This window comes from Sphingomonas sp. CFBP 13733 (genome assembly GCF_014841795.1).
GTDB lineage: Bacteria > Pseudomonadota > Alphaproteobacteria > Sphingomonadales > Sphingomonadaceae > Sphingomonas > Sphingomonas aerolata.
The window spans coordinates 200,922-219,424 of the sequence record NZ_JACYUP010000003.1 but is presented as its reverse complement, the minus strand read 5'-3'; the positions used below and the strand labels follow the sequence as shown (position 1 = coordinate 219,424).

General features: G+C 68.8%; 22 protein-coding genes. 9 read left to right on the top strand and 13 right to left on the bottom strand.

Features of this window, described 5'->3' with window-relative positions; genetic code table 11:
• Positions 1-28: 28 nt before the first annotated feature.
• Positions 29-814, top strand: a complete 786-nt coding sequence (locus IFT71_RS09565) for an SDR family oxidoreductase (RefSeq protein ID WP_192140520.1) — start codon at positions 29-31, stop codon at positions 812-814.
• Positions 815-955: 141 nt separating this feature from the next.
• Here IFT71_RS09565 and IFT71_RS09560 read toward each other — a convergent pair whose 3' ends face one another.
• Entirely contained in the window at positions 956-1,252 is a 297-nt protein-coding gene (locus IFT71_RS09560; protein WP_031394518.1) for a 4a-hydroxytetrahydrobiopterin dehydratase, read from the bottom strand.
• A 47-nt stretch (positions 1,253-1,299) separates the two neighbouring features.
• Between IFT71_RS09560 and IFT71_RS09555 the strand changes: the two genes are divergently transcribed.
• From IFT71_RS09555 to IFT71_RS09545, 3 genes are read left to right on the top strand one after another with little or no spacing between them, the layout of a single operon-like run.
• On the top strand, positions 1,300-1,722 hold the full coding sequence (locus tag IFT71_RS09555; protein WP_244654856.1) for a metallopeptidase family protein: 423 nt from the start codon (positions 1,300-1,302) through the stop codon (positions 1,720-1,722).
• Entirely contained in the window at positions 1,719-2,303 is a 585-nt protein-coding gene (gene ccmA / locus IFT71_RS09550) for a heme ABC exporter ATP-binding protein CcmA (RefSeq protein WP_192141308.1), read from the top strand. Before IFT71_RS09555 ends, ccmA begins: the two co-directional genes overlap by 4 nt.
• The gene (locus IFT71_RS09545) at positions 2,303-2,944 is read left to right on the top strand and encodes a heme exporter protein CcmB (protein WP_192140516.1); all 642 of its coding nucleotides are present in this window, start codon (positions 2,303-2,305) and stop codon (positions 2,942-2,944) included. Before ccmA ends, IFT71_RS09545 begins: the two co-directional genes overlap by 1 nt.
• Before the next feature lie 131 nt (positions 2,945-3,075).
• On the opposite strand, the gene IFT71_RS09540 is transcribed toward IFT71_RS09545, so the two are convergent.
• The 11 genes from IFT71_RS09540 to coxB form a co-directional block, all read right to left on the bottom strand.
• On the bottom strand, positions 3,076-3,951 hold the full coding sequence (locus IFT71_RS09540) for a class I SAM-dependent methyltransferase (RefSeq protein ID WP_056017567.1): 876 nt from the start codon (positions 3,949-3,951) through the stop codon (positions 3,076-3,078).
• The gene (gene thrC, locus IFT71_RS09535) at positions 3,948-5,348 is read right to left on the bottom strand and encodes a threonine synthase (RefSeq protein WP_192140514.1); all 1,401 of its coding nucleotides are present in this window, start codon (positions 5,346-5,348) and stop codon (positions 3,948-3,950) included. Before thrC ends, IFT71_RS09540 begins: the two co-directional genes overlap by 4 nt.
• 11 nt (positions 5,349-5,359) lie before the next feature.
• Positions 5,360-5,992 carry an SURF1 family cytochrome oxidase biogenesis protein gene (locus tag IFT71_RS09530; RefSeq protein ID WP_342212630.1) on the bottom strand — a complete coding sequence of 211 codons (633 nt, stop codon included), beginning with the start codon at positions 5,990-5,992 and terminating at the stop codon, positions 5,360-5,362.
• Positions 5,989-6,372, bottom strand: a complete 384-nt coding sequence (locus IFT71_RS09525) for a DUF983 domain-containing protein (RefSeq protein WP_031441783.1) — start codon at positions 6,370-6,372, stop codon at positions 5,989-5,991. The genes IFT71_RS09530 and IFT71_RS09525 overlap by 4 nt, the downstream gene beginning before the upstream one ends.
• Before the next feature lie 289 nt (positions 6,373-6,661).
• On the bottom strand, positions 6,662-7,588 hold the full coding sequence (locus tag IFT71_RS09520; RefSeq protein WP_031395435.1) for a cytochrome c oxidase subunit 3: 927 nt from the start codon (positions 7,586-7,588) through the stop codon (positions 6,662-6,664).
• 29 nt (positions 7,589-7,617) lie between these two features.
• A complete protein-coding gene (locus tag IFT71_RS09515) occupies positions 7,618-8,157 on the bottom strand; it encodes a cytochrome c oxidase assembly protein (RefSeq protein ID WP_031441785.1) in 540 nt (179 codons plus the stop codon).
• Positions 8,157-8,300 (bottom strand): hypothetical protein, encoded by a 144-nt coding sequence (locus IFT71_RS09510; RefSeq protein WP_166746380.1) that lies wholly within the window; start codon positions 8,298-8,300, stop codon positions 8,157-8,159. Before IFT71_RS09510 ends, IFT71_RS09515 begins: the two co-directional genes overlap by 1 nt.
• Entirely contained in the window at positions 8,297-9,196 is a 900-nt protein-coding gene (locus IFT71_RS09505) for a heme o synthase (protein WP_166746379.1), read from the bottom strand. Before IFT71_RS09505 ends, IFT71_RS09510 begins: the two co-directional genes overlap by 4 nt.
• A 91-nt stretch (positions 9,197-9,287) precedes the next feature.
• Entirely contained in the window at positions 9,288-9,929 is a 642-nt protein-coding gene (locus IFT71_RS09500; RefSeq protein WP_192140512.1) for a L,D-transpeptidase family protein, read from the bottom strand.
• 268 nt (positions 9,930-10,197) lie between these two features.
• Positions 10,198-11,862 (bottom strand): cytochrome c oxidase subunit I, encoded by a 1,665-nt coding sequence (ctaD, locus tag IFT71_RS09495; protein ID WP_031393246.1) that lies wholly within the window; start codon positions 11,860-11,862, stop codon positions 10,198-10,200.
• A 1-nt stretch (position 11,863) separates the two neighbouring features.
• On the bottom strand, positions 11,864-13,051 hold the full coding sequence (gene coxB / locus IFT71_RS09490; protein ID WP_373929223.1) for a cytochrome c oxidase subunit II: 1,188 nt from the start codon (positions 13,049-13,051) through the stop codon (positions 11,864-11,866).
• A gap of 281 nt (positions 13,052-13,332) precedes the next feature.
• On the opposite strand from coxB, the gene pyrE reads away from it, so the two are divergent.
• The 5 genes from pyrE (at position 13,333) to IFT71_RS09465 (ending at position 17,309) form a co-directional block, all read left to right on the top strand.
• Positions 13,333-13,917, top strand: a complete 585-nt coding sequence (pyrE, locus tag IFT71_RS09485; RefSeq protein ID WP_192140510.1) for an orotate phosphoribosyltransferase — start codon at positions 13,333-13,335, stop codon at positions 13,915-13,917.
• Entirely contained in the window at positions 13,914-14,654 is a 741-nt protein-coding gene (locus IFT71_RS09480; RefSeq protein ID WP_107045503.1) for a pyridoxine 5'-phosphate synthase, read from the top strand. The genes pyrE and IFT71_RS09480 overlap by 4 nt, the downstream gene beginning before the upstream one ends.
• Before the next feature lie 171 nt (positions 14,655-14,825).
• Complete coding sequence (gene acpS, locus IFT71_RS09475; protein ID WP_031396115.1) at positions 14,826-15,248, top strand: holo-ACP synthase; 423 nt, start codon at positions 14,826-14,828, stop codon at positions 15,246-15,248.
• The gene (gene lepB / locus IFT71_RS09470; RefSeq protein ID WP_192140508.1) at positions 15,245-16,240 is read left to right on the top strand and encodes a signal peptidase I; all 996 of its coding nucleotides are present in this window, start codon (positions 15,245-15,247) and stop codon (positions 16,238-16,240) included. Before acpS ends, lepB begins: the two co-directional genes overlap by 4 nt.
• A 1-nt stretch (position 16,241) precedes the next feature.
• The gene (locus IFT71_RS09465; RefSeq protein WP_166746373.1) at positions 16,242-17,309 is read left to right on the top strand and encodes an AI-2E family transporter; all 1,068 of its coding nucleotides are present in this window, start codon (positions 16,242-16,244) and stop codon (positions 17,307-17,309) included.
• Here IFT71_RS09465 and IFT71_RS09460 read toward each other — a convergent pair.
• Positions 17,254-18,435, bottom strand: coding sequence for a glycosyltransferase (locus IFT71_RS09460; protein ID WP_342212629.1), 1,182 nt, complete (start codon positions 18,433-18,435; stop codon positions 17,254-17,256). The two genes, IFT71_RS09465 and IFT71_RS09460, sit on opposite strands and share 56 nt — an antisense overlap.
• Between the last annotated feature and the right edge of the window lie 68 nt (positions 18,436-18,503).

The following is an 18,503-nucleotide window of genomic DNA, read 5'->3' as shown; positions in this document are numbered from 1 at the left end:
CCGCAAAATCAAACGGAGAGGATCGGCCATGAGCCAGCAGAGCATATTCATCACCGGCGGCGGTTCGGGGATCGGCCGCGCGACCGCTTTGCTGTTCGCGCGCAAGGGCTGGCGGATCGGGTTGGCGGACGTCAGCGCCGCGGGGCTGGCCGAGACCGCGGCGCTGCTGCCCGAGGGGGCGTCGACCTATGTGATGGACGTGCGCGACCGCGACGCGTGGGTGGCGTCGCTCGATGCGTTCACGGCCGTGACGGGCGGGCGGCTCGACGTGCTGTTCAACAATGCCGGGATCGGCTCTGGCGGGCCGCTCGCGACGACCGACTTCGCCGAGATCGACCGGGTGGTCGGGGTCAACCTGGTCGGCGTGCTGAACGGCGCGAAGATCGGTCATGGCTATCTGAAGCGGACGCCGGGATCGTGCCTGCTCAACACCGCATCGGCGTCGGCGATCTATGGCTCGTCGGGGCTGACGCCCTATTCGGCGACCAAGTTCGGGGTGCGCGCGATCACCGAGGCGCTCGACGGCGAATGGGCGGGCGACGGGATCAAGGTGCGCGCGATCGTGCCGAGCTTCATCGACACGCCGTTGTTGAACACGACCGCGGGGGGATCGAACCGGTCGATCCGCGAGACGGTGACGGGCGCGGGGCTCGAGTTGACCGGGGTCGAGGCGGTCGCCGACGCGGCCTGGGCGGCGGTGCACGGCAACGCGGTCCACACCTATGTCGGCAAGACCGCGCACCGCATGGCATTCGCCGCGCGCTGGATGCCGGGGTCGCTGCGCAAGCGGATGCGGCGGAGTGTGAAGCGCTAGGGGGGGGCTTCCGTCATCCCGGGTTTGATCCGGGACCCAGAGTCACGGGCGTTGCCGTTTGGGGCTCTGGATCCTGACTTTCGTCAGGATGACGGGAGGGGTCAGATGACGGGGGGCGTCAGGATGACGGGGTTAGTGCCGTCAGGAGTCGCCGACGATGGCGTCGATGGCTTCGGCCATTTCGATGTCGCGGGGGGAGAGGCCGCCGGCGTCGTGGGTGGTGAGCAGGATCTCGACGCGGTTCCAGACATTCTTCCATTCGGGATGATGGTTGGCGCGCTCGGCGATCAGCGCGACCTGGGTCATGAAGCCGAATGCCTCGACGAAATCGGCGAACACGATCGTCCGCGTGATCGCGTCGCGGCCATCGTCATAATCCCACTCGTCGAGTCCATCGAGCGCCTCGGCCCGCTCGGTCTCGTTCAGTGCCTCGATCATTCGCGTACCCTTGCAGCTATGGATCGCCAACGCGTATGGCTGGAGCCATGAGCGGGCAAGCGACAATCCATGGCGATACGCAGGGGCTCGCGCCCGATGCGGCTGCGATCGAAGCGATCGGGCGCGCGACGATCGCGCGGCTGCCCGCCGAATTCCGCGTGCATCTGGGCGACGTCGTCTTCGCTATCGAGGAATTCGCCGACGAGGAGACGCTGGCAGAGCTCGGCATCGAGCATCCGCTCGACCTGTCGGGGGTGTATCAGGGGCGGCCGCTGGGCGAGAAATCGTCGATGGATACCGGCGCGATGCCCGATCGCATCACCTTGTACCGGCGGGCGATCCTCGAGGAATGGATCGAGACCGGGGTGCGGCTCGACGATCTGGTCGCGCATGTCACGATCCACGAGATCGGGCATCATTTTGGGCTGAGCGACGACGACATGCATGCGCTGGAAGACGCCGCGGCGTGAGCCTGGCGTGTCGCCGTGTCGCCTGCGACCGCGGCGGACGGCGGCTGTTCGACGACGTGTCGTTCGAGCTCGCGGCGGGCGACGCGGCGGTCGTTGCGGGGCCGAACGGTGTCGGCAAATCGAGCCTGATCCGGATCGCCGCGGGGCTGTTGCCGCCCGCCGCGGGTGAGGCCACGGCGATCGGGCGCATCGCGCTGCTCGCCGAGGCGGCGGCGCTGGATGCGGAGCGCACGGTACGCGAGGGGCTCGCGTTCTGGGCGGCGCTCGACGGGGCGGACGGGGTGACGGTCGCGCAGGCGCTCGATGCCGTCGGGCTCGCGGCGCTGGCGGGGGTGCCGGTGCGGATGTTGTCGACCGGGCAGCGGCGGCGGGTGGCGATGGCGCGCGTGGTCGCGTCGGGCGCGCCGATCTGGCTGCTCGACGAACCGGGCAACGGGCTCGATGCGGCGTCGGTCGGGCGGCTCGAGGCGCTGATCGCGCGGCACCGGGGCGGGGGCGGGATCGTCCTTGCCGCGACGCATCTGCCGCTCGCGATTCCGGGGGCGCAGACAATCGTCCTGTCGGGTGAGGAGGCGGCGTGATGCTGGCGCTGACCTTGCGCGACGTGCGGCGCGGCTATGCGGGGGGCGGGGCGGCGCTGGTCGTCGCGTTCTTCCTGCTGGTCGCGGTGCTGTTTCCGTTCGCGATCGGGCCCGATGCGGCGGTGCTTGCGCGGGTCGGGGGCGGGGTGATCTGGGCCGCGGCGTTGCTCGCGGCGCTGCTGCCGGTCGAGCGGCTGGTGGGGCCGGATCTGGAGAGCGGGGTGCTCGACCAGTTGCGCGTGCGCGGGGTGTCGCTGGCGCTGGTCGCGGCGGCGAAGATCGTCGCGCATTGGACGGCGTTCGCGCCGCCGCTGATGCTGGCGGCGGTGATTGCAGCGGGGTTACTCGACCTGTCGGGGGCGACGTTGCTGCGGGTCGAGATCGGGCTGGCGATCGGGACGCCGGGGCTCGCGGCGCTCGCGGTCGCGACGGGGGCGCTGGTCGCGGGGTTGCGCGGCGGGAGCGCGGTGGCGGGGCTGGTGATGCTGCCGCTCGCGGTGCCGTTGCTGATCTTTGGCGCAGGCGGGCTCGATCCGGTCGGCGGGGCGGGGGCGTTCAAGCTGCTCGGCGCGGTGAGCCTGGTGCTGGTGGCGGGGGCGCCGTTCGTGGCGGGGGCGGCGATGCGGGCGGGGATGGAGTAGGTTGGGTGTGGGGCAGGTGTTGGGGCTGGTGCTTCGACTTCGCTCAGCACGAACGGTTTTGGGTTGGGGCGGGGGTGTGCTTCGACTTCGCTCAGCACGAACGGATTTAGGAGGGACGCGCGGGTCCCGCGTCAGTCGCGGGACCAGCGGGCCCAGATGGCGGTGGGGAGGGTGAGGCCGCGGGTTTCCTCGCGGACGCCGAGTTCGCCCGCCTCGACCTTGCCCGGCAGGTCGGCGAAGACCTGGTTGAGCAGTTCGCCGATCGCGAGCGCGGACATGCGGACTGCGTAGACGGTCAGGAACAGGAAGCGCGAATTCTCGTCGAGCAGCTTGCGGCAGTCGGCGATGAGGCGGGGGAGATCCTCCTCGAGCCGCCAGACCTCGCCCTCGGGACCGCGGCCATATTTGGGCGGGTCGAGCAGGATGCCGTCATAGCGACGACCGCGGCGCACTTCGCGCGCGACGAACTTGGCGGCGTCGTCGGTCATCCAGCGGATCGGCGCGTCGGCCATGCCCGACAGGCGCGCATTGGCCTTGGCCGCCTCGACCGATTTCTTCGACGCATCGACATGGACCATGCGGACGCCCTTGGTCGCCATCGCGAGCGTGCCGACGCCGGTATAGCCGAACAGGTTCATGCATTCCGGACTGTCGAGCCCGGCGACGCGCTCGCGCATCCAGCTCCACACCGGCGCCATGTCGGGGAAGAAGCCGAGATGGCGGAAGGGGGTGGTCTGCGCGGTGTAGGACACCTCGTTCCACTTGAGCGTCCAGCCTTCGCGGGGGACGGGCTCCGAGAATTCCCAGCGGCCGCCGCCATCCTCGTCCGAGCCGGGGACGAACTCGCCCTGCGCCTTCCAGTCGGTAGAGGCGGGGGCCCACATCGCCTGTGGTTCGGGGCGGATGAAACGGAAGCGGCCATAGCGTTCGAGTTTCTTGCCGTGGCCCGAATCGATCAGGCCGTAATCCGCCCAGGGTTCGCCGATGAGGGTGTCGAGCGTCTTCATGCCGACGGCTTTGCGCGGTCGGCGATATAGGCGGTGATCGCGTCGAAGGTCGCAGGGAGCGTGACGTAACGCTCCTCGCGCTGGAACAGGTCGCCGACACGCGCGGGGAGCGACGGCCGGACGCCGGTCGCGCGCTCGACCGCGTCGCGGAACTTGGCGGGATGCGCGGTCGCGAGCGTGACGATCGGAGTGCCGGGCGGCACCTCGGTACGCAGCGCGGCGGCGAGGCCGATCGCGGTGTGCGGGTCGATCACCTGGCCGGCATGCTCATGCGCCCAGCGCATCGCGAGCGTCATGTCGTCGAGATCGACGCGGTCGCTCTGGAACAGCGCCGCCGCCCCTTGCGACTGCGCGTTGGTCAGCCGCATCGCGCCAGACGATTCGAAGCCTGCCATCTGTGCGGCGAGTGCTGCGCCGTCGCGGCTGCCGAGGTCGAACAACAGGCGTTCGAAGTTCGAGCTGACCTGGATGTCCATCGACGGGGTCGGGGTCTGTTCGACGCCGGTCTTCGAATAGTCGCCGGTGCTGAGCGCGCGGTGGAGGATGTCGTTGACATTGGTCGCGACGATCAGCCGCGCGACGGGAAGGCCCATGCGGGCGGCGACATAGCCCGCGAAGACGTCGCCGAAATTGCCCGTGGGCACGGAGAAGGCGACCGCGCGGTCGGGCGCGCCGAGGCGGACCGCGGCGTAGAAGAAGTACACGACCTGCGCCATCAGCCGGGCCCAGTTGATCGAGTTCACCGCGGACAGCGCGAACCGGTCGGAAAAGCCGGGGTCGTTGAACATCGCCTTCACGAGCGCCTGCGCGTCGTCGAAGCTGCCTTCGATCGCGATGTTGTAGACATTGGGGCTGAGCACCGTCGTCATCTGGCGGCGTTGCACGTCCGAGATACGGCCGGCGGGGTGGAGCATGAAGATGTCGATGCCCTCGCGCCCCGCGACCGCGTCGATCGCCGCCGAGCCGGTGTCGCCGCTGGTCGCGCCGACGATCGTCAGGCGCTTGGTGGTGCCGGCGAGGAAGCGTTCGAAGAAGAGGCCGAGCAGCTGGAGCGCGACGTCCTTGAAGGCGAGCGTCGGGCCGTGGAAGAGTTCGAGCAGCCACTGGTCATGGTCGAGCTGGACCAGCGGGACGACCGCGGCGTGCGAGAAGCGGCCATAGGCCTGGTCGCAGAGCGCCTTCAGCTCGTCGCGGGTCATCGCGTCGCCGACGAACGGCGCCATGACGGCGACCGCGGTGTCGACATAGGAGAGGCCGGCGAGCGCGGCGATCTCGTCGCGGCTCATCGTCGGCCATGTATCGGGGAGGTAGAGGCCGCCATCGGATGCGAGACCGGCGAGCGTCGCCGCTTCGAAATCGAGGACGGGGGCCGAGCCGCGGGTGCTGATGTAACGCATGGCCAAGCCGGTTAGCGGGACGCAGCTTTCGACACAACCTTGCCGCGCCTGCCCAGTGCCAGGACATAAATGATCGCGGCGATGGCGGCGAAGAAGAACCACTGGCCGGCATAGGCGAGATGGTTGTTCGGGACCGAGGCGAGGTCGGGCTTGCCGTTGGGGGCGAGGCCGGCGGGCGGCGTGTCGGCGACGAGCATCAGCCGCGCCGGGGTCGGGTCGAACAGCGAACCGATCAGCGAGCGGCCGTCGGGGGCGTGGGTGATATAGCCCGAGACTGCGCCGCCGGGCCATTGGGGCTTGAGCTTCGGATCGCGCGTCGTGCCGAGCTGGACGATCATGCCGGGGCCCTCGGCGCCGGTGCGGCAGTCGGCAATGACGCGAAAGCCCGCCTTGCCCGCGCCGGCGAGGCGGATCGCGGTCGGCTCGAGGCAGACGCCCGTCGCGCGGCGGAACAGCAGCGTCTCGTCGGGCAGGCGGGGAAACGCCATCGGCGGACGCGCGGGGTTGGCGGCGAGCTGGGCGAGGAACGCCTCCTTCTTCGGGAGGCGGTCGAGCAGCTGCCACAGGCCGAGCGCGATCATCGCCGCGACCGCGACCGCGACGAGCAGCGTCGGGAGGACGGGGAAACGCCGGGTGGTCGTCACGGCTGGCTGCGACCCTCGCGCGCGGCGTTGCGATATTCGGCGGACATGAGCGCGCCCTTGGCGGCGCGGAGCGACAGGATGACGCCCGCGGCGGTGAACGGGATCCAGACCAGCATGTGCACCCAGAGCGGCGGGTGCAGCGTCAGCTCGAGCGTGATCGCGAGCGCGACGACGATCGCGCCGAGGATCAGCGTCAGGAACGCGGCGGGGCCGTCGCCGACGTTGAACTTGCTGAAATCGAGGCCGCAATTGGAGCAGCGGTCGGCGAATTCGGCCCATCTGGCGAAGAGGGTGGGCTTGCCGCAGCGCGGGCACAGGCCCTTGAGCGCGACCTGGGCGATCGGGGGGGCTGAGGCGAGGGGGTAGGGGTCGGGGGTCATGCGGTCAGCGGGTCCGTCCGTGTTTCCCCGCGAAGGCGGGGATCCAGACTGGGCTCCCGCCTTCGCGGGAGAACAGGGTGGCGGGTGCTGCATCTGGCTTGCGGCATCGAATTACCGGCAAGGGCCACCTCCCCGGCGGAGGCCGGGGTCCAGTTGGGGGACGTTGCCAACGCAGGGTAGCGCGTCGTTACCGCGGCCTTCCCAACTGGGCCCCGGCCTTCGCCGGGGTGGGGCCTATCGGGGTGGTGCCTACCGGGGTGGGGTCCAAGGAGGGGGTGGGCGTGAACGCTCAACCGCCGTGGACGGGGGCGCCCCAGCCGCCCCAGACATAGACGGTGACGAACAGGAACAGCCAGACGACGTCGACGAAATGCCAGTACCAGGCGGCGGCTTCGAAGCCGAAATGCTGGCGCGGGGTGAAGTCACCGCGATAGGCGCGGACGAGGCAGACGATCAGGAAGATCGTGCCGATGAGGACGTGGAAGCCGTGGAACCCGGTCGCCATGAAGAACGCGGCGCCATAGTTGATCCCCTTGAACGGGAACGGCGCGTGCATGTACTCATAGGCCTGGATCGCGCTGAACAGCGCGCCGAGGATCACGGTCAGCCACAGGCCCTTGAGCACGCCGTCGCGGTTGCCGACGCCGATCATGCCCCACAGCCCGGTCTTCTCGCCACCGCGCTGGTTGTGGATCAGCGCATGATGCGCCCAGGTGACGGTGGTGCCGGACGTCAGCAGGATCAGCGTGTTGAGCAGCGGGAGCTCGAACGGGTTGATGACGGTGAGGCCCTTGGGCGGCCACTGCGCGGCGACCGCAGCCGCACCTTCGGCGGCGCGTTCGACCTGGCCGTCGACGATGCTCATCGCGGTCGGGAAGAGCGAGAAGTCGAAGAACGCCCAGAACCAGCCGACGAAGAACATGACTTCGGAGGCGATGAACAGGATCATGCCATAGCGGAAATGGAGCTGGACGACGGGGGTGTGATCGCCCGCGCGTGCCTCGGCAATGACCTGCGCCCACCAGCTGTAGAAGGTGAAGAGCAGCCCGGCGAGACCGATGAAGAAGATCCAGCCGCCGCCATTGGGCTTGTCGACATGGCCGCCATGCATCCACATGACGCCGCCGACCGCCATCACGAGTGCGGACATCGACCCGACCAGCGGCCAGACGCTGGGCGGCAGGATGTGATAATCGTGGTTCTTGGCGCCGGCCATGTTACTCCCCTATGTTCTTTACGACTGTCCTAGCTTGCGTTTTTCGCGGAATCCACCGGGTAAAACGTGTAGCTGAGCGTGATCGTCTGGATATCCGCCGCGTCGGGATCCTTCAGGATCTTCGGATCGACGAAGAAGATCACCGGCATCCGCGCGGTCTCGCCGGGCTTGAGCGTCTGCTCGGTGAAGCAGAAGCACTGGATCTTGGTGAAATATTTGCCGGCCTGCGCGGGCGTTACGTTGAACGTCGCGGTGCCGGTGATCGGCCGGTCCGAGGTGTTGGTCGCGGTGAAGAACGCCATGTCGCGCGCGCCGACCGCGATCGTGTCCGACGGGTTTTCGGGCGCGAACTTCCACGGCAGCTTCGGGTTCACATTGGCATCGAAATCGACGCGGATCTGGCGATCGGTCCCGCCCGGGGCGACGAGCCCGCGCTGCGTCGTGCCATTGAGGCCGGTGACCTGGCAGAACAGGCGGTAGAGCGGCACGCTGGCAAAGGCGAGCCCGGTCATGAAGCAGATGCCGAGCACCGCGAGCAGGGCGGTTCGCGTGGTGCGTTCGACCCGCATCAGTGCGGCATCCCCGCCTGGATCTTGGCGATCGAGATGGCGAAGACGAGGATGACGAACGCGCCGAGCAGCAGCGCCATCACCTTGGCCCGGCCCATCTGGCGGCGGCGGATCAGGTCTTCGCGGGTTTTGTCGTCGTTCATGCCAGCCACCTATCGACGACGAGCGCGCCGAACATCGCAAAGAGATACAGGATCGAATATTTGAACAAGCGCCGCTCGGGCTTCATCGCGTCGTCGGTGCCGGTCGTGCGCGTCGCGACGACCACTACGAGCCAGGCGAAGATCCCGGTCAGGACGGTCGCGACGACGCCGTAGAAATTGCCGACCAGGCCGAGCGGCCAGGGGAGCACCGCGGCGAGCGCCATCGGGATGGTGTAGAGCCCGATCTGGGTCCGGGTAACGCGCTCGCCCGCGACGACGGGGAGCATCGGCACGCCCGCATTGGCGTAATCGGTCTTCACGAACAGCGCGAGCGCCCAGAAATGCGGCGGCGTCCACAGGAAGACGAGCCCGAACAGCAGCAGCGGAAGCAGCGCGACGTCGCCGGTCGCCGCCGCCCAGCCGATCAGCGGCGGGAACGCGCCCGCCGCACCACCGATGACGATGTTCTGCGGCGTGCGGCGCTTGAGCCAGACGGTGTAGACGAGGACGTAGAACAGGATCGAGACGGTCAGGATCGCGGCCGCGGCGAGGTTGACCGCGAGCCCCATCAGCAGGACCGAGAAGCTGGCGAGCCCGACGCCGAAATGCAGCGCGGCCTGACGGTCCATCCGGCCGGCGGGAAGCGGGCGCTTCTGCGTGCGGCGCATGACTGCGTCGATGTCGGATTCATACCATTGGTTGAGCGCCCCCGCCGCACCCGCGCCGAGCGCGATGCACAGGATCGCGGTGAAGCCGATCACGGGATGGATGCCGACGGGCGCGGCAAGCATGCCGCACAGCCCGGTGAACACGACGAGCGTCATCACCCGGGGTTTGGTCAGCGCCAGAAAGTCGCGCCATTCGGCGGGGGGAAGCAGGGGCGTCGCAGTGGTCATGGTTGCGCAGGCCTATACGCGACCCTGCCCTTCGGGGAAAGCGATGGTTCTGCTGGGGAAATCGAAACCCCGGTATGGTGGCGAACGGCGATCAGGCGGCGGTGATCGGCTGGCCGAGGTCGAGTCGCTCGCCATCGGTGACGATCACCCGGTCGCCGAGCTTCACCGCGTCGAAGATCCGTTTCGCGAACGCCCTGGGCACGCCGATACAGCCATGCGTGGCATAGCCGTCGCCGACGTCGCTGCCATGGATCGAGATGCCGTCATTGGTCAGCCGCAGCATGTACGGCATCGGCGCATTGTAGAGGTTGGAGACGTGGTCGGCGTCCTTCTGCGTGATCGGGAAGACGCCCAGGGGAGTCGGCTTCTCGTCCGCGCCGTAGATGATGACCGCGGTGCCGATCTCATAGCCTGCGCGGAAGACCGAGACGGTCTGCGCGGCGAGGTCGACGGTGACGACGACGGGCCCCTGGGGGGCGCCGGTCTCGTCCCAGTAATGGTCCCCCTGACGCATGGGGCCGGGGATCTGGAGAATGCGCTTGACGGTGTAGGCGGCGGGATCCGGGGCGGCCGGTTTCGGGGCGGGTGCCGCGGGGCGGGCCTTCGGCGCGGTGCGGGGTGCGGCGGGGGCCTGGGTGGCGGTCACGGGGCGGGCGCCGGTGAGTGCAATCGCGGTGCCGCCGGCGAGGGTCAGGCCGAGAATCGAGACGGCGAGGTGCTGGAGGGTCGGCATCTGGTGTGTGTGGGGATGCGTGCGGGGTTTGGCTAGCGGGGGATTTTGGGGCGTACCGGGGTGGGACGATTTTCGGGCGAGCGCTGTGCGGCCGGGCTCCGGGTCCTGACGTCCGTCAGGATGACGGATTGGGGTGCGGATACGAAAAACGCCCCGGGTTGCCCCGAGGCGTTTTCTGGCTGGCCCCGACACGGGAGCAAGTCCCGTGTCGTCGGACGCGGCGTTGCCGCGCCGGCCGGGCGGGGGCCTGATGGCCCTTGATCCGCCCTCAGTCGATCTTCGGGAGCGTCTCGAACTGGTGATAGGGCGGGGGCGAGGAGATCGTCCATTCGAGCGTCGTCGCGCCTTCGCCCCAGGGATTGTCCGCCGCCTTCTTGCCCGCGATCAGCGACCAGATCAGGTTGACGAAGAAGATCGCCATGCCCGCGGCCATGATCATGTAGCCGACCGTCGCGACATAGTTCCAGTGCGCGTAGGCGTCGGGATAGTCCGGGTAACGGCGCGGCATGCCCTGAAGGCCGAGGAAGTGCATCGGGAAGAACATGACGTTCACGCCGATGAAGAACACCCAGAAGTGGAGCTGGCCGAGGAACTCGTTGTACATCTTGCCCGACATTTTCGGGAACCAGTAATAGAAGCCCGCGAACAGCGAGAACACCGCGCCGAGGCTGAGCACGTAGTGGAAATGCGCCACCACGTAATAGGTGTCCTGCATGTAGTCGTCGATGCCGCCATTGGCGAGCACGACGCCGGTCACGCCGCCGACGGTGAACATGAAGATGAAGCCGATCGACCAGACCATCGGCGTCTTGAAGCTCATCGAGCCGCCCCACATCGTCGCGATCCACGAGAAGATCTTGATGCCGGTGGGGACCGCGATGACCATCGTCGCGGCGGTGAAGTACATCTTGGTGTTCACCGACAGGCCGGTGGTGAACATGTGGTGCGCCCAGACGACGAAGCCGACCACGCCGATGGCGACCATGGCATAGGCCATGCCGAGATAGCCGAAGACGGGCTTGCGGCTGAACGTCGAGATGATCTGGCTGACGATACCGAAGCCCGGCAGGATCATGATGTAGACTTCGGGATGGCCGAAGAACCAGAACAGATGCTGGTAGAGGACGGGATCACCGCCGCCGGCCGGATCGAAGAAGGTCGTGCCGAAGTTGCGATCGGTCAGCAGCATCGTGATCGCGGCCGCAAGGACCGGGAGCGCGAGCAGCAGCAGGAATGCGGTGACGAGCATCGACCACACGAACAGCGGCATCTTGTGCAGCGTCATGCCCGGCGCACGCATGTTGAAGATGGTGGTGATGAAGTTGATCGCGCCGAGGATCGACGACGCACCCGCGAGATGGAGCGCGAGGATTGCCATGTCGGTCGACGGCCCGGGCTCGCCGTACGTCGAGAGCGGGGCGTAGAGCGTCCAGCCATTGCCGGCGCCGCCAAAGAAGGGCGAGGCGAGCAGCAGCGTGAAGGCGGGGATCAGCAGCCAGAACGACACGTTGTTCATGCGCGGGAACGCCATGTCGGGCGCGCCGATCATGATCGGCACGAACCAGTTGCCGAAACCGCCGACCATCGCCGGCATGACCATGAAGAACACCATGATCAGACCGTGCGCGGTGATCAGCACGTTCCAGAGGTGGAGCGATTCGTCGAGGCTGGCGCTGCCGCCGTGGAGCATGCCGGCCCAGCCCTGCAGATACTGGATGCCGGGCTCGGCGAGCTCGGCGCGCATGAGGCCCGAGACCGAGCCGCCGATGATCCCCGCGACGATTGCGAAGATCAGGTAGAGCGTGCCGATGTCCTTGTGGTTGGTCGACATGAACCAACGCGCGAAGAAACCAGGCTTGTGATCGGCATCGTGATGATGCGCGTGCGCATCATGGGCGACGAACGCCGACGGGTTGAGAGCGGTGTCGGTCATCTTACAGTCCCGCGTTGCCGGCGCCGGCCGGGTTGGAGGTCGCGCCCTGCGTGGTGGCGGGCGCTGCGGTGGTCACGTTTTCGACCGGGCCGGTGGCGTTGGCGGTTTCCGCCGCCTCCTCGACCTTGGCCGCGGAGCCGTCGGCGCCGGGCTGCGGAATGACCTTGTCGGAGGCCTGGCCCGGGGTCGGCATCGTGCCGCCCTTGGCCCGGACCCACGCCGCGAACTGTGCGGGCGAGACGGCCTGGACCGCGATCGGCATGAACGCGTGACGCGCACCGCAGAGCTCGGAGCACTGGCCGAAATAGAGGCCGGGCTTGTCGATCGTGAAGCTCGTCTCGTTCAGGCGGCCGGGGATCGCGTCGAGCTTGATCCAGAAGGCGGGGACCGCCCAGCTGTGGATCACGTCGTTCGCGGTGGTGATGAGGCGGATCGGCACGCCGACCGGCAGGACGATGCGGTTGTCGGTCGCGAGCAGGCGCGGGCCGTCGGCATCGGTGCGCGCACGTTCGCCCGCGCCGACGTCCTTGGCCTCCTTCAGCATGTTCGCGGTGACTTCGAAGCCGCCATTATCGGGATACTGGTAGGTCCAGTACCACTGGTTGCCGATCGCCTTGATCGTCACCGCGCCCGCGGGCGCCGGCTTGAACTGGGCGGAGAGCAGACCGATCGACGGGACCGCGATCAGCACGAGGATGATCACCGGGGCGAGCGTCCAGATGATCTCGATCACGGTGTTGTGGCTGGTCTTCGACGGCACCGGGTTGGCGGCGCGGCGATAGCGGAACACCACCCAGAAGAGCAGTGCCAGCACCAGCAGCGAGACCGCGGTGATCGTCGGCATCAGGATCGCATTGTGCATCCAGTGCGCGAAGACGCCGTTCTTGGTGACCTGTGGCTGGAGGCCGACGGTGCCGGGGGTGGGCTGGCCCACGCCGGGGGTCGGGGCCATCGCATAGCCGCCATCCTCGGCGAGCGCGGGGCTGGAGGGATTCGCGGTCGCCGGGGCGGCAGCGCTGGTGGGTGCGGTGTTCGACACGCCGGCCGGACCGGCCGCGGCCTGTGGTGCAGCGCCCGCGGCGCCGGTGTCAGGCGCGGTCGCGGCGGCCTGCGAAGCCGGTGCAGCCTGCCCGGCGACGCCGCCAAGACTCGCCAGTGCGAGCCCCGCTGCGATCGCCAATCCTCTCATCCCCAGTATGCGCATCGTTTTTCTTGACCCCGGTTTGGTGCGAACCCGTATCACGGACGCGCGGATGTCTGCTTATCATTTTGACATTCGGCTATAGGCGGCGGCGGGGCGAGCCTCAACCCCGGTGCGGGCTTTGTTGAATTTGTTGCATGGGCCGGCAAATTTTTCGGGGGGCATGGCGGCCGGCGCGGTGTCGGTGGCGGGGGCGGTGGCGGTTGTCATTGCGTGGACTTTGCCGCGATCGTACAGCGCGACAGATTTCATTGGAGCGATGACCCGCGATGACCGAAGACGACGTGCTCGCCGAATTCCGCGCTGCCGAAGCGCTGCTCGAGGGGCATTTCATCCTGTCCTCGGGCCTGCGCAGTTCGCGCTATCTGCAATGCGCGCGCGTGCTGATGGACCCCAGGCGTGGCGCGCGGCTGGCGGAGGCGCTGGTCGCGCGCATCCCGGAGAGCCTGCGCGCGTCGATCAGCGCGGTGGTGTCGCCGGCGATGGGCGGGGTGATCTGCGGTCATGAGATGGCGCGCGCGCTGGGCGTCGAGGCGATGTTCCTCGAGCGGCCCGACGGCGTGTTCGAGCTGCGCCGCGGCTTCCGGCTGGCGCCGGGGCAGCGCGTGCTGATGATGGAGGACGTGGTGACCACCGGCTTGTCGTCGAAGGAGGCGATCGCGGCGATCGGGCGCGCGGGCGGCGAGACGGTCGCGGCGGCGGCGCTGGTCGACCGGTCGAACGGCGCGGCGGATCTGGGCGTGCCGTTCTTCCCGCTGATCCGGCTCGACGTGCCGACCTATGCGGCCGACGCGCTGCCCCCCGAACTCGCGGCGATCCCGGCGATCAAGCCCGGCAGCAGGGCGGTCGCATGAGCCCCCCCGGCACCGCGCATCTGCGCCTGGGCGTCAACATCGATCACGTCGCGACGGTGCGCAACGCGCGCGGGGCGGGCTATCCCGATCCGGTTCGCGCGGCGCTGGTCGCGGCGGCGGCGGGGGCGGACGGGATCACGGCGCATCTGCGCGAGGATCGCCGGCACATCACCGACGACGACATCGCGCGGCTGTCGACCGAGCTTGCGATCCCGCTGAACCTGGAGATGGCGGCAACCGACGAGATGCTCGGCATCGCGCTGCGCCACCGGCCCCATGCGGCGTGCATCGTGCCCGAAAAGCGCGAGGAGCTGACCACCGAGGGCGGGCTCGACGTGGCGGGGCATTATGACCGGATGGCACGGCTGGTCGACGCGCTGGCCGGGGCGGGGATCCGCGTGTCGCTGTTCATCGAGCCCGACGCACGGCAGATCGAGGCGGCGGTGCGGCTGAAGGTGCCGGTCGTCGAGCTGCACACGGGGCGTTATGCCGAGCTGTCGGGCGATGCGCGCAGCGTCGAGCTGCGGCGGCTCGAGGACGCGGCGGCGCTGGCGGCGAAGAACGGCATCGAGGTGCATGCCGGGCACGGGCTCACCTATGACAATGTCGCGCCGATCGCGGCGATCCGGCAGGTGCGCGAGCTGAATATCGGGCATTTCCTGGTGGGCGAGGCGCTGTTCGTCGGGCTTGGCGAGGCGGTGCGGCGGATGCGCGAGGCTATGGATGCGGCGCGGTAGTCTTAAGAAGGTTTTGGTCGCGCGGAGGCGCGGAGGCGCGGAGCAGAAGAGGGGTGTCGGGTACGGTCCCGCGTGCTTTTCCATCCTGCCGCACTTGCGGCCTTCAAATTCTCCGCGCCTCCGCGCCTCCGCGCGAACAGGCTCTTCTGTCTTCCGACTCCAGGCGTCGCGATGATCATCGGGTTGGGGTCGGACCTGTGCAATATCGAGCGCATCCAGGCATCGGTCGACCGGTTCGGCGAGCGGTTCGAGCAGCGGGTGTTTACCGAGGTGGAGCTGGCCAAGGCGGCGCGGCGGCCGTTCACGAAGGCGGGGACGCTCGCCAAGCGGTTCGCGGCGAAGGAGGCGTTTTCGAAGGCGGTCGGCACCGGGTTTCGCGCGGGCGTGTTCATGAAGGACATCGGCGTCGTCAACGCCGCGAGCGGCGCGCCGACGCTGGCCCTGACGGGCGGGGCCAAGGCGAGGCTTGACGCGTTGACCCCCGAAGGCCACGCCGCACGCGTGCACCTGACCATGACGGACGATCATCCCTGGGCGCAGGCCTTTGTGATAATCGAAGCGATACCCCTGTTATCCGCGGATAAAGATCGATGAAGGAAGCGGCGTTGGACGGCAAAGAGTCGCTCGAGAATCCGGCAGCATCGCGGGTCGGCGCCACACCCGTCCCGCCCCCGGGCACCGACGGTTCCCCTCCCACCATAACGACGGCACCCGCGCGGCGCGGGACCGACTGGTGGGGCGAGGTGAAGGGCATATTCTGGCTGGTGCTGGTGGTGCTCGGCTTCCACAGCTTCATCGCCAAGCCGTTTTATATCCCGAGCGAATCGATGCTGCCGGGGCTGCGGATCGGCGACCGGCTGGTCGTCACCAAGTTCGCCTATGGCTGGTCATTCGTGTCGCCGACGATCCCCAACCCGGTCGCGATCTTCAAGAGCGTCGTGCTCCGCCAGCAGGAAGACAGCTGGAGCGTGCAGATCCCCTTCATCAAGGGGCGGCTGTTCGGGTCGCTGCCGACGCGCGGCGACGTGGTGATCGTGACGCCGCCGGGAACGCAGAACGATTATATCAAGCGCGTGATCGGCCTGCCGGGCGACCGGCTGGAAGTGCGCGGCGGGACGGTGATCCTGAACGGCGTGCCGGTGAAGCGCGGCCCCGTCCACGACACGCTGATCCCGGTCGACACCAACAGCCCGTGCAGCGAGGACGAATATCCCGGCGCGCGCGAGACGCGGGCCGACGGCGCGATGATCTGTCGCCTGCCGACGATCACCGAGACATTGCCCAATGGCCGGCGGTTCGACACGATCGAGATGGGCTGGAGCCCGGGCGACGATTACGGGCCGATCACGATCCCTGCGGCTCATGTCTTCCTGATGGGCGACAATCGCGACCGGTCCGCGGACAGCCGCTTCGCGCTGACGCAGCTCGGCCTTGGCGGGCCGGTGCCGTACGAGAATCTGGGCGGGCGCGCGGAGTTCATCACCTTCAGCCTCGACGGCGATGCGACCTACAACCCGCTGACCTGGTGGGGATCGCTCCGGTCGGATCGCGCGGGTACGTCGCTCCACCCTGCAACGGCGAACTGAGATGGCCGACGATAGCGGCGCGACCAAGCGCGTCGACGAGGCCAGCCCGGTCGAGATGCGCGACCCGGCGCTGCGCACTGAAGTGCGGCGCGCGACGATTTGGCTGGGGCTCGCCTGCCTGATCGCGCTGGCGATCGTGCTGGTGCAGCCGTTGCTGCTGATCTTCGCCGCGGTGGTGTTCGCGTCGCTGCTCGACGGCGGCGTCCGGTTGCTCGGGCGCGTGCTGCCGATCAGCCGCGGATGGCGACTGCTGATCGTCGTGGTGCTGGTGCTGGTGTTCATGATCGGCACGTTCGTGCTGACCGGGGTGCAGGTGACCGAACAGGTCACGCAACTGCGCTCGACGCTCGAGCTGCAGGCGAACCGGTTCACGGGCTATCTGGCGTCGCAGGGGCTGATGCCGGGCGTGTCGGACGTGAGCGGGATCGCCAAACAGGCGCTGGGGTCGGTCGGGCGCGTGACATCGTGGGTCGGCACCGCGATCGGCGCGCTGACCAGCCTGTTCATGATCCTGGTGCTCGGGCTGTTCATCGCGATGGACCCGGGCACCTATGCGCGCGGCGTGCAGTGGATGGTGCCGACCGACCTGCGCGACGAATTCGCCCGAACGATGGTGACGATGGGCGAGACGATGCGGCGGCTGCTCGCGGGGCGCTTGCTCGGCATGGCGGTCGAGGGGGTCGCGACGGGGATCGCGCTGGCGATCGGCGGCGTGCCGATGGCGATGCTGCTCGGGATCATCGCGGGCATCCTCGCCTTCATCCCCAATATCGGTGCGATCGTCACCGGCGTGCTGATGGTCGCGGTCGGCTTCAGCGCGGGCGTCGACACCGGATATTGGGCGATCGGCACCTATTTCGTGGTGCAGACGATCGACGGCTATGTGATCGTGCCGATGGTCGCCAAGCGCACCGTCGACCTGCCGCCCGCGCTGACGCTGGGCGCGCAGATCCTCGCGAGCGCGCTGTTCGGGATCCTCGGCCTCGCGCTTGCCGATCCGATGACCGCGATGCTCAAGACCGCGCTCGAGCGTCGGTCTGACCGCGAGGACGAGAAGGCCGCGGACTGACGAGCGTGTCGAACAGCGCGAGGTAGCGCTGTGCCGAGTCGCTGCCGGGTTGCGGGACGGGTGCGGGGCGCGAAATGCCGGGCGCGAGCCAGGCGTCGAGGGCTGCGACGAGCGCCGGGCCGTCGTCGCGTGCGACGATCGTGCCGCGTGCGGGGGTGTCGACGATCTCGGCGATCGCATGGCTCGAATCGGTCGCGACGACGGGTGTGCCGACCGACAGCGCCTCACGCAGGACCCCCGGCACGCCTTCGAAGTCCGAGGTCAGCGCGACGACCTGTGCGCGGGCCATTGCCGGGAGCGGATCGGCGACATGGCCGGGCAGGTGCACGCGGGCGGCGAGGCCGAGTGCGGTCGCCTGCGCCGTGAGCGCGCCGCGGCAATTGCCCTCGCCGAGGATGACGAGCGCGATATCGCGGTCGGCGAGTGCTGCGACCGCGGCGAGCAGCCGGTCCCAGCGCTTCTGCGGTTCGAGCCGGCCGACGCCGAGGATGAACCGCGACGGCAGCACGGGGAGCGTCGCGCCCGGCGCCGCGAGCGCCGGCGGGTTGGGGATGACGCTGACCCGCCCCGGCATGCGCGTCGCGGCGGCGGCCTGTACCGCGGTGGCCGGCGTCATCGCGACGAGGTGATCGAGGAACCGGCCGTGACGCGCGAGCCAGACGCGGTGCGCGGCGTGGAGCAGGCGGCCATGGTCACCGCGGTCGGGCGCGTTCGACATCTTGGCGACGATCGGCGGACAGGCGCGGCCGAGCCTGAGCCGGATCCAGGCGGCGATGCCGGTATAATGATTGCCGGGGCAGAAGAGGATGTCGGGGGCCAGGCGGCGGACGAGGCCGGGCAGCGTGCGCGCGGTGCCGGGGACGATCGCAAGGCCGGCGGGAAGCTCGGCGGCGAGCGGGCCGGTCGGGTCGCCGATCACCAGCGTGACGCGCCGCCCCGCGGCGAGCCAGCCGCGCGCGAGCCGCAACTGCGCGCGCTCGACGCCGCCGCCGGACAGGTCGTCTGCATAGGTGAGGATGTGGTGCGCGCCGGGCATCGCGCACAGATGGCGCGGCCGGGGCGGGATGGCGAGAGGGTAAGCGGCGGCGAACCGCGCGGGTTCGAGGACGGATGACTCGATCTTCACGTGCAAGCCGGCGGCGGGGCGGCTATTGGCGCGGCGTGATGGCATGCCCGGAAAGGCCGGGTGCGCGG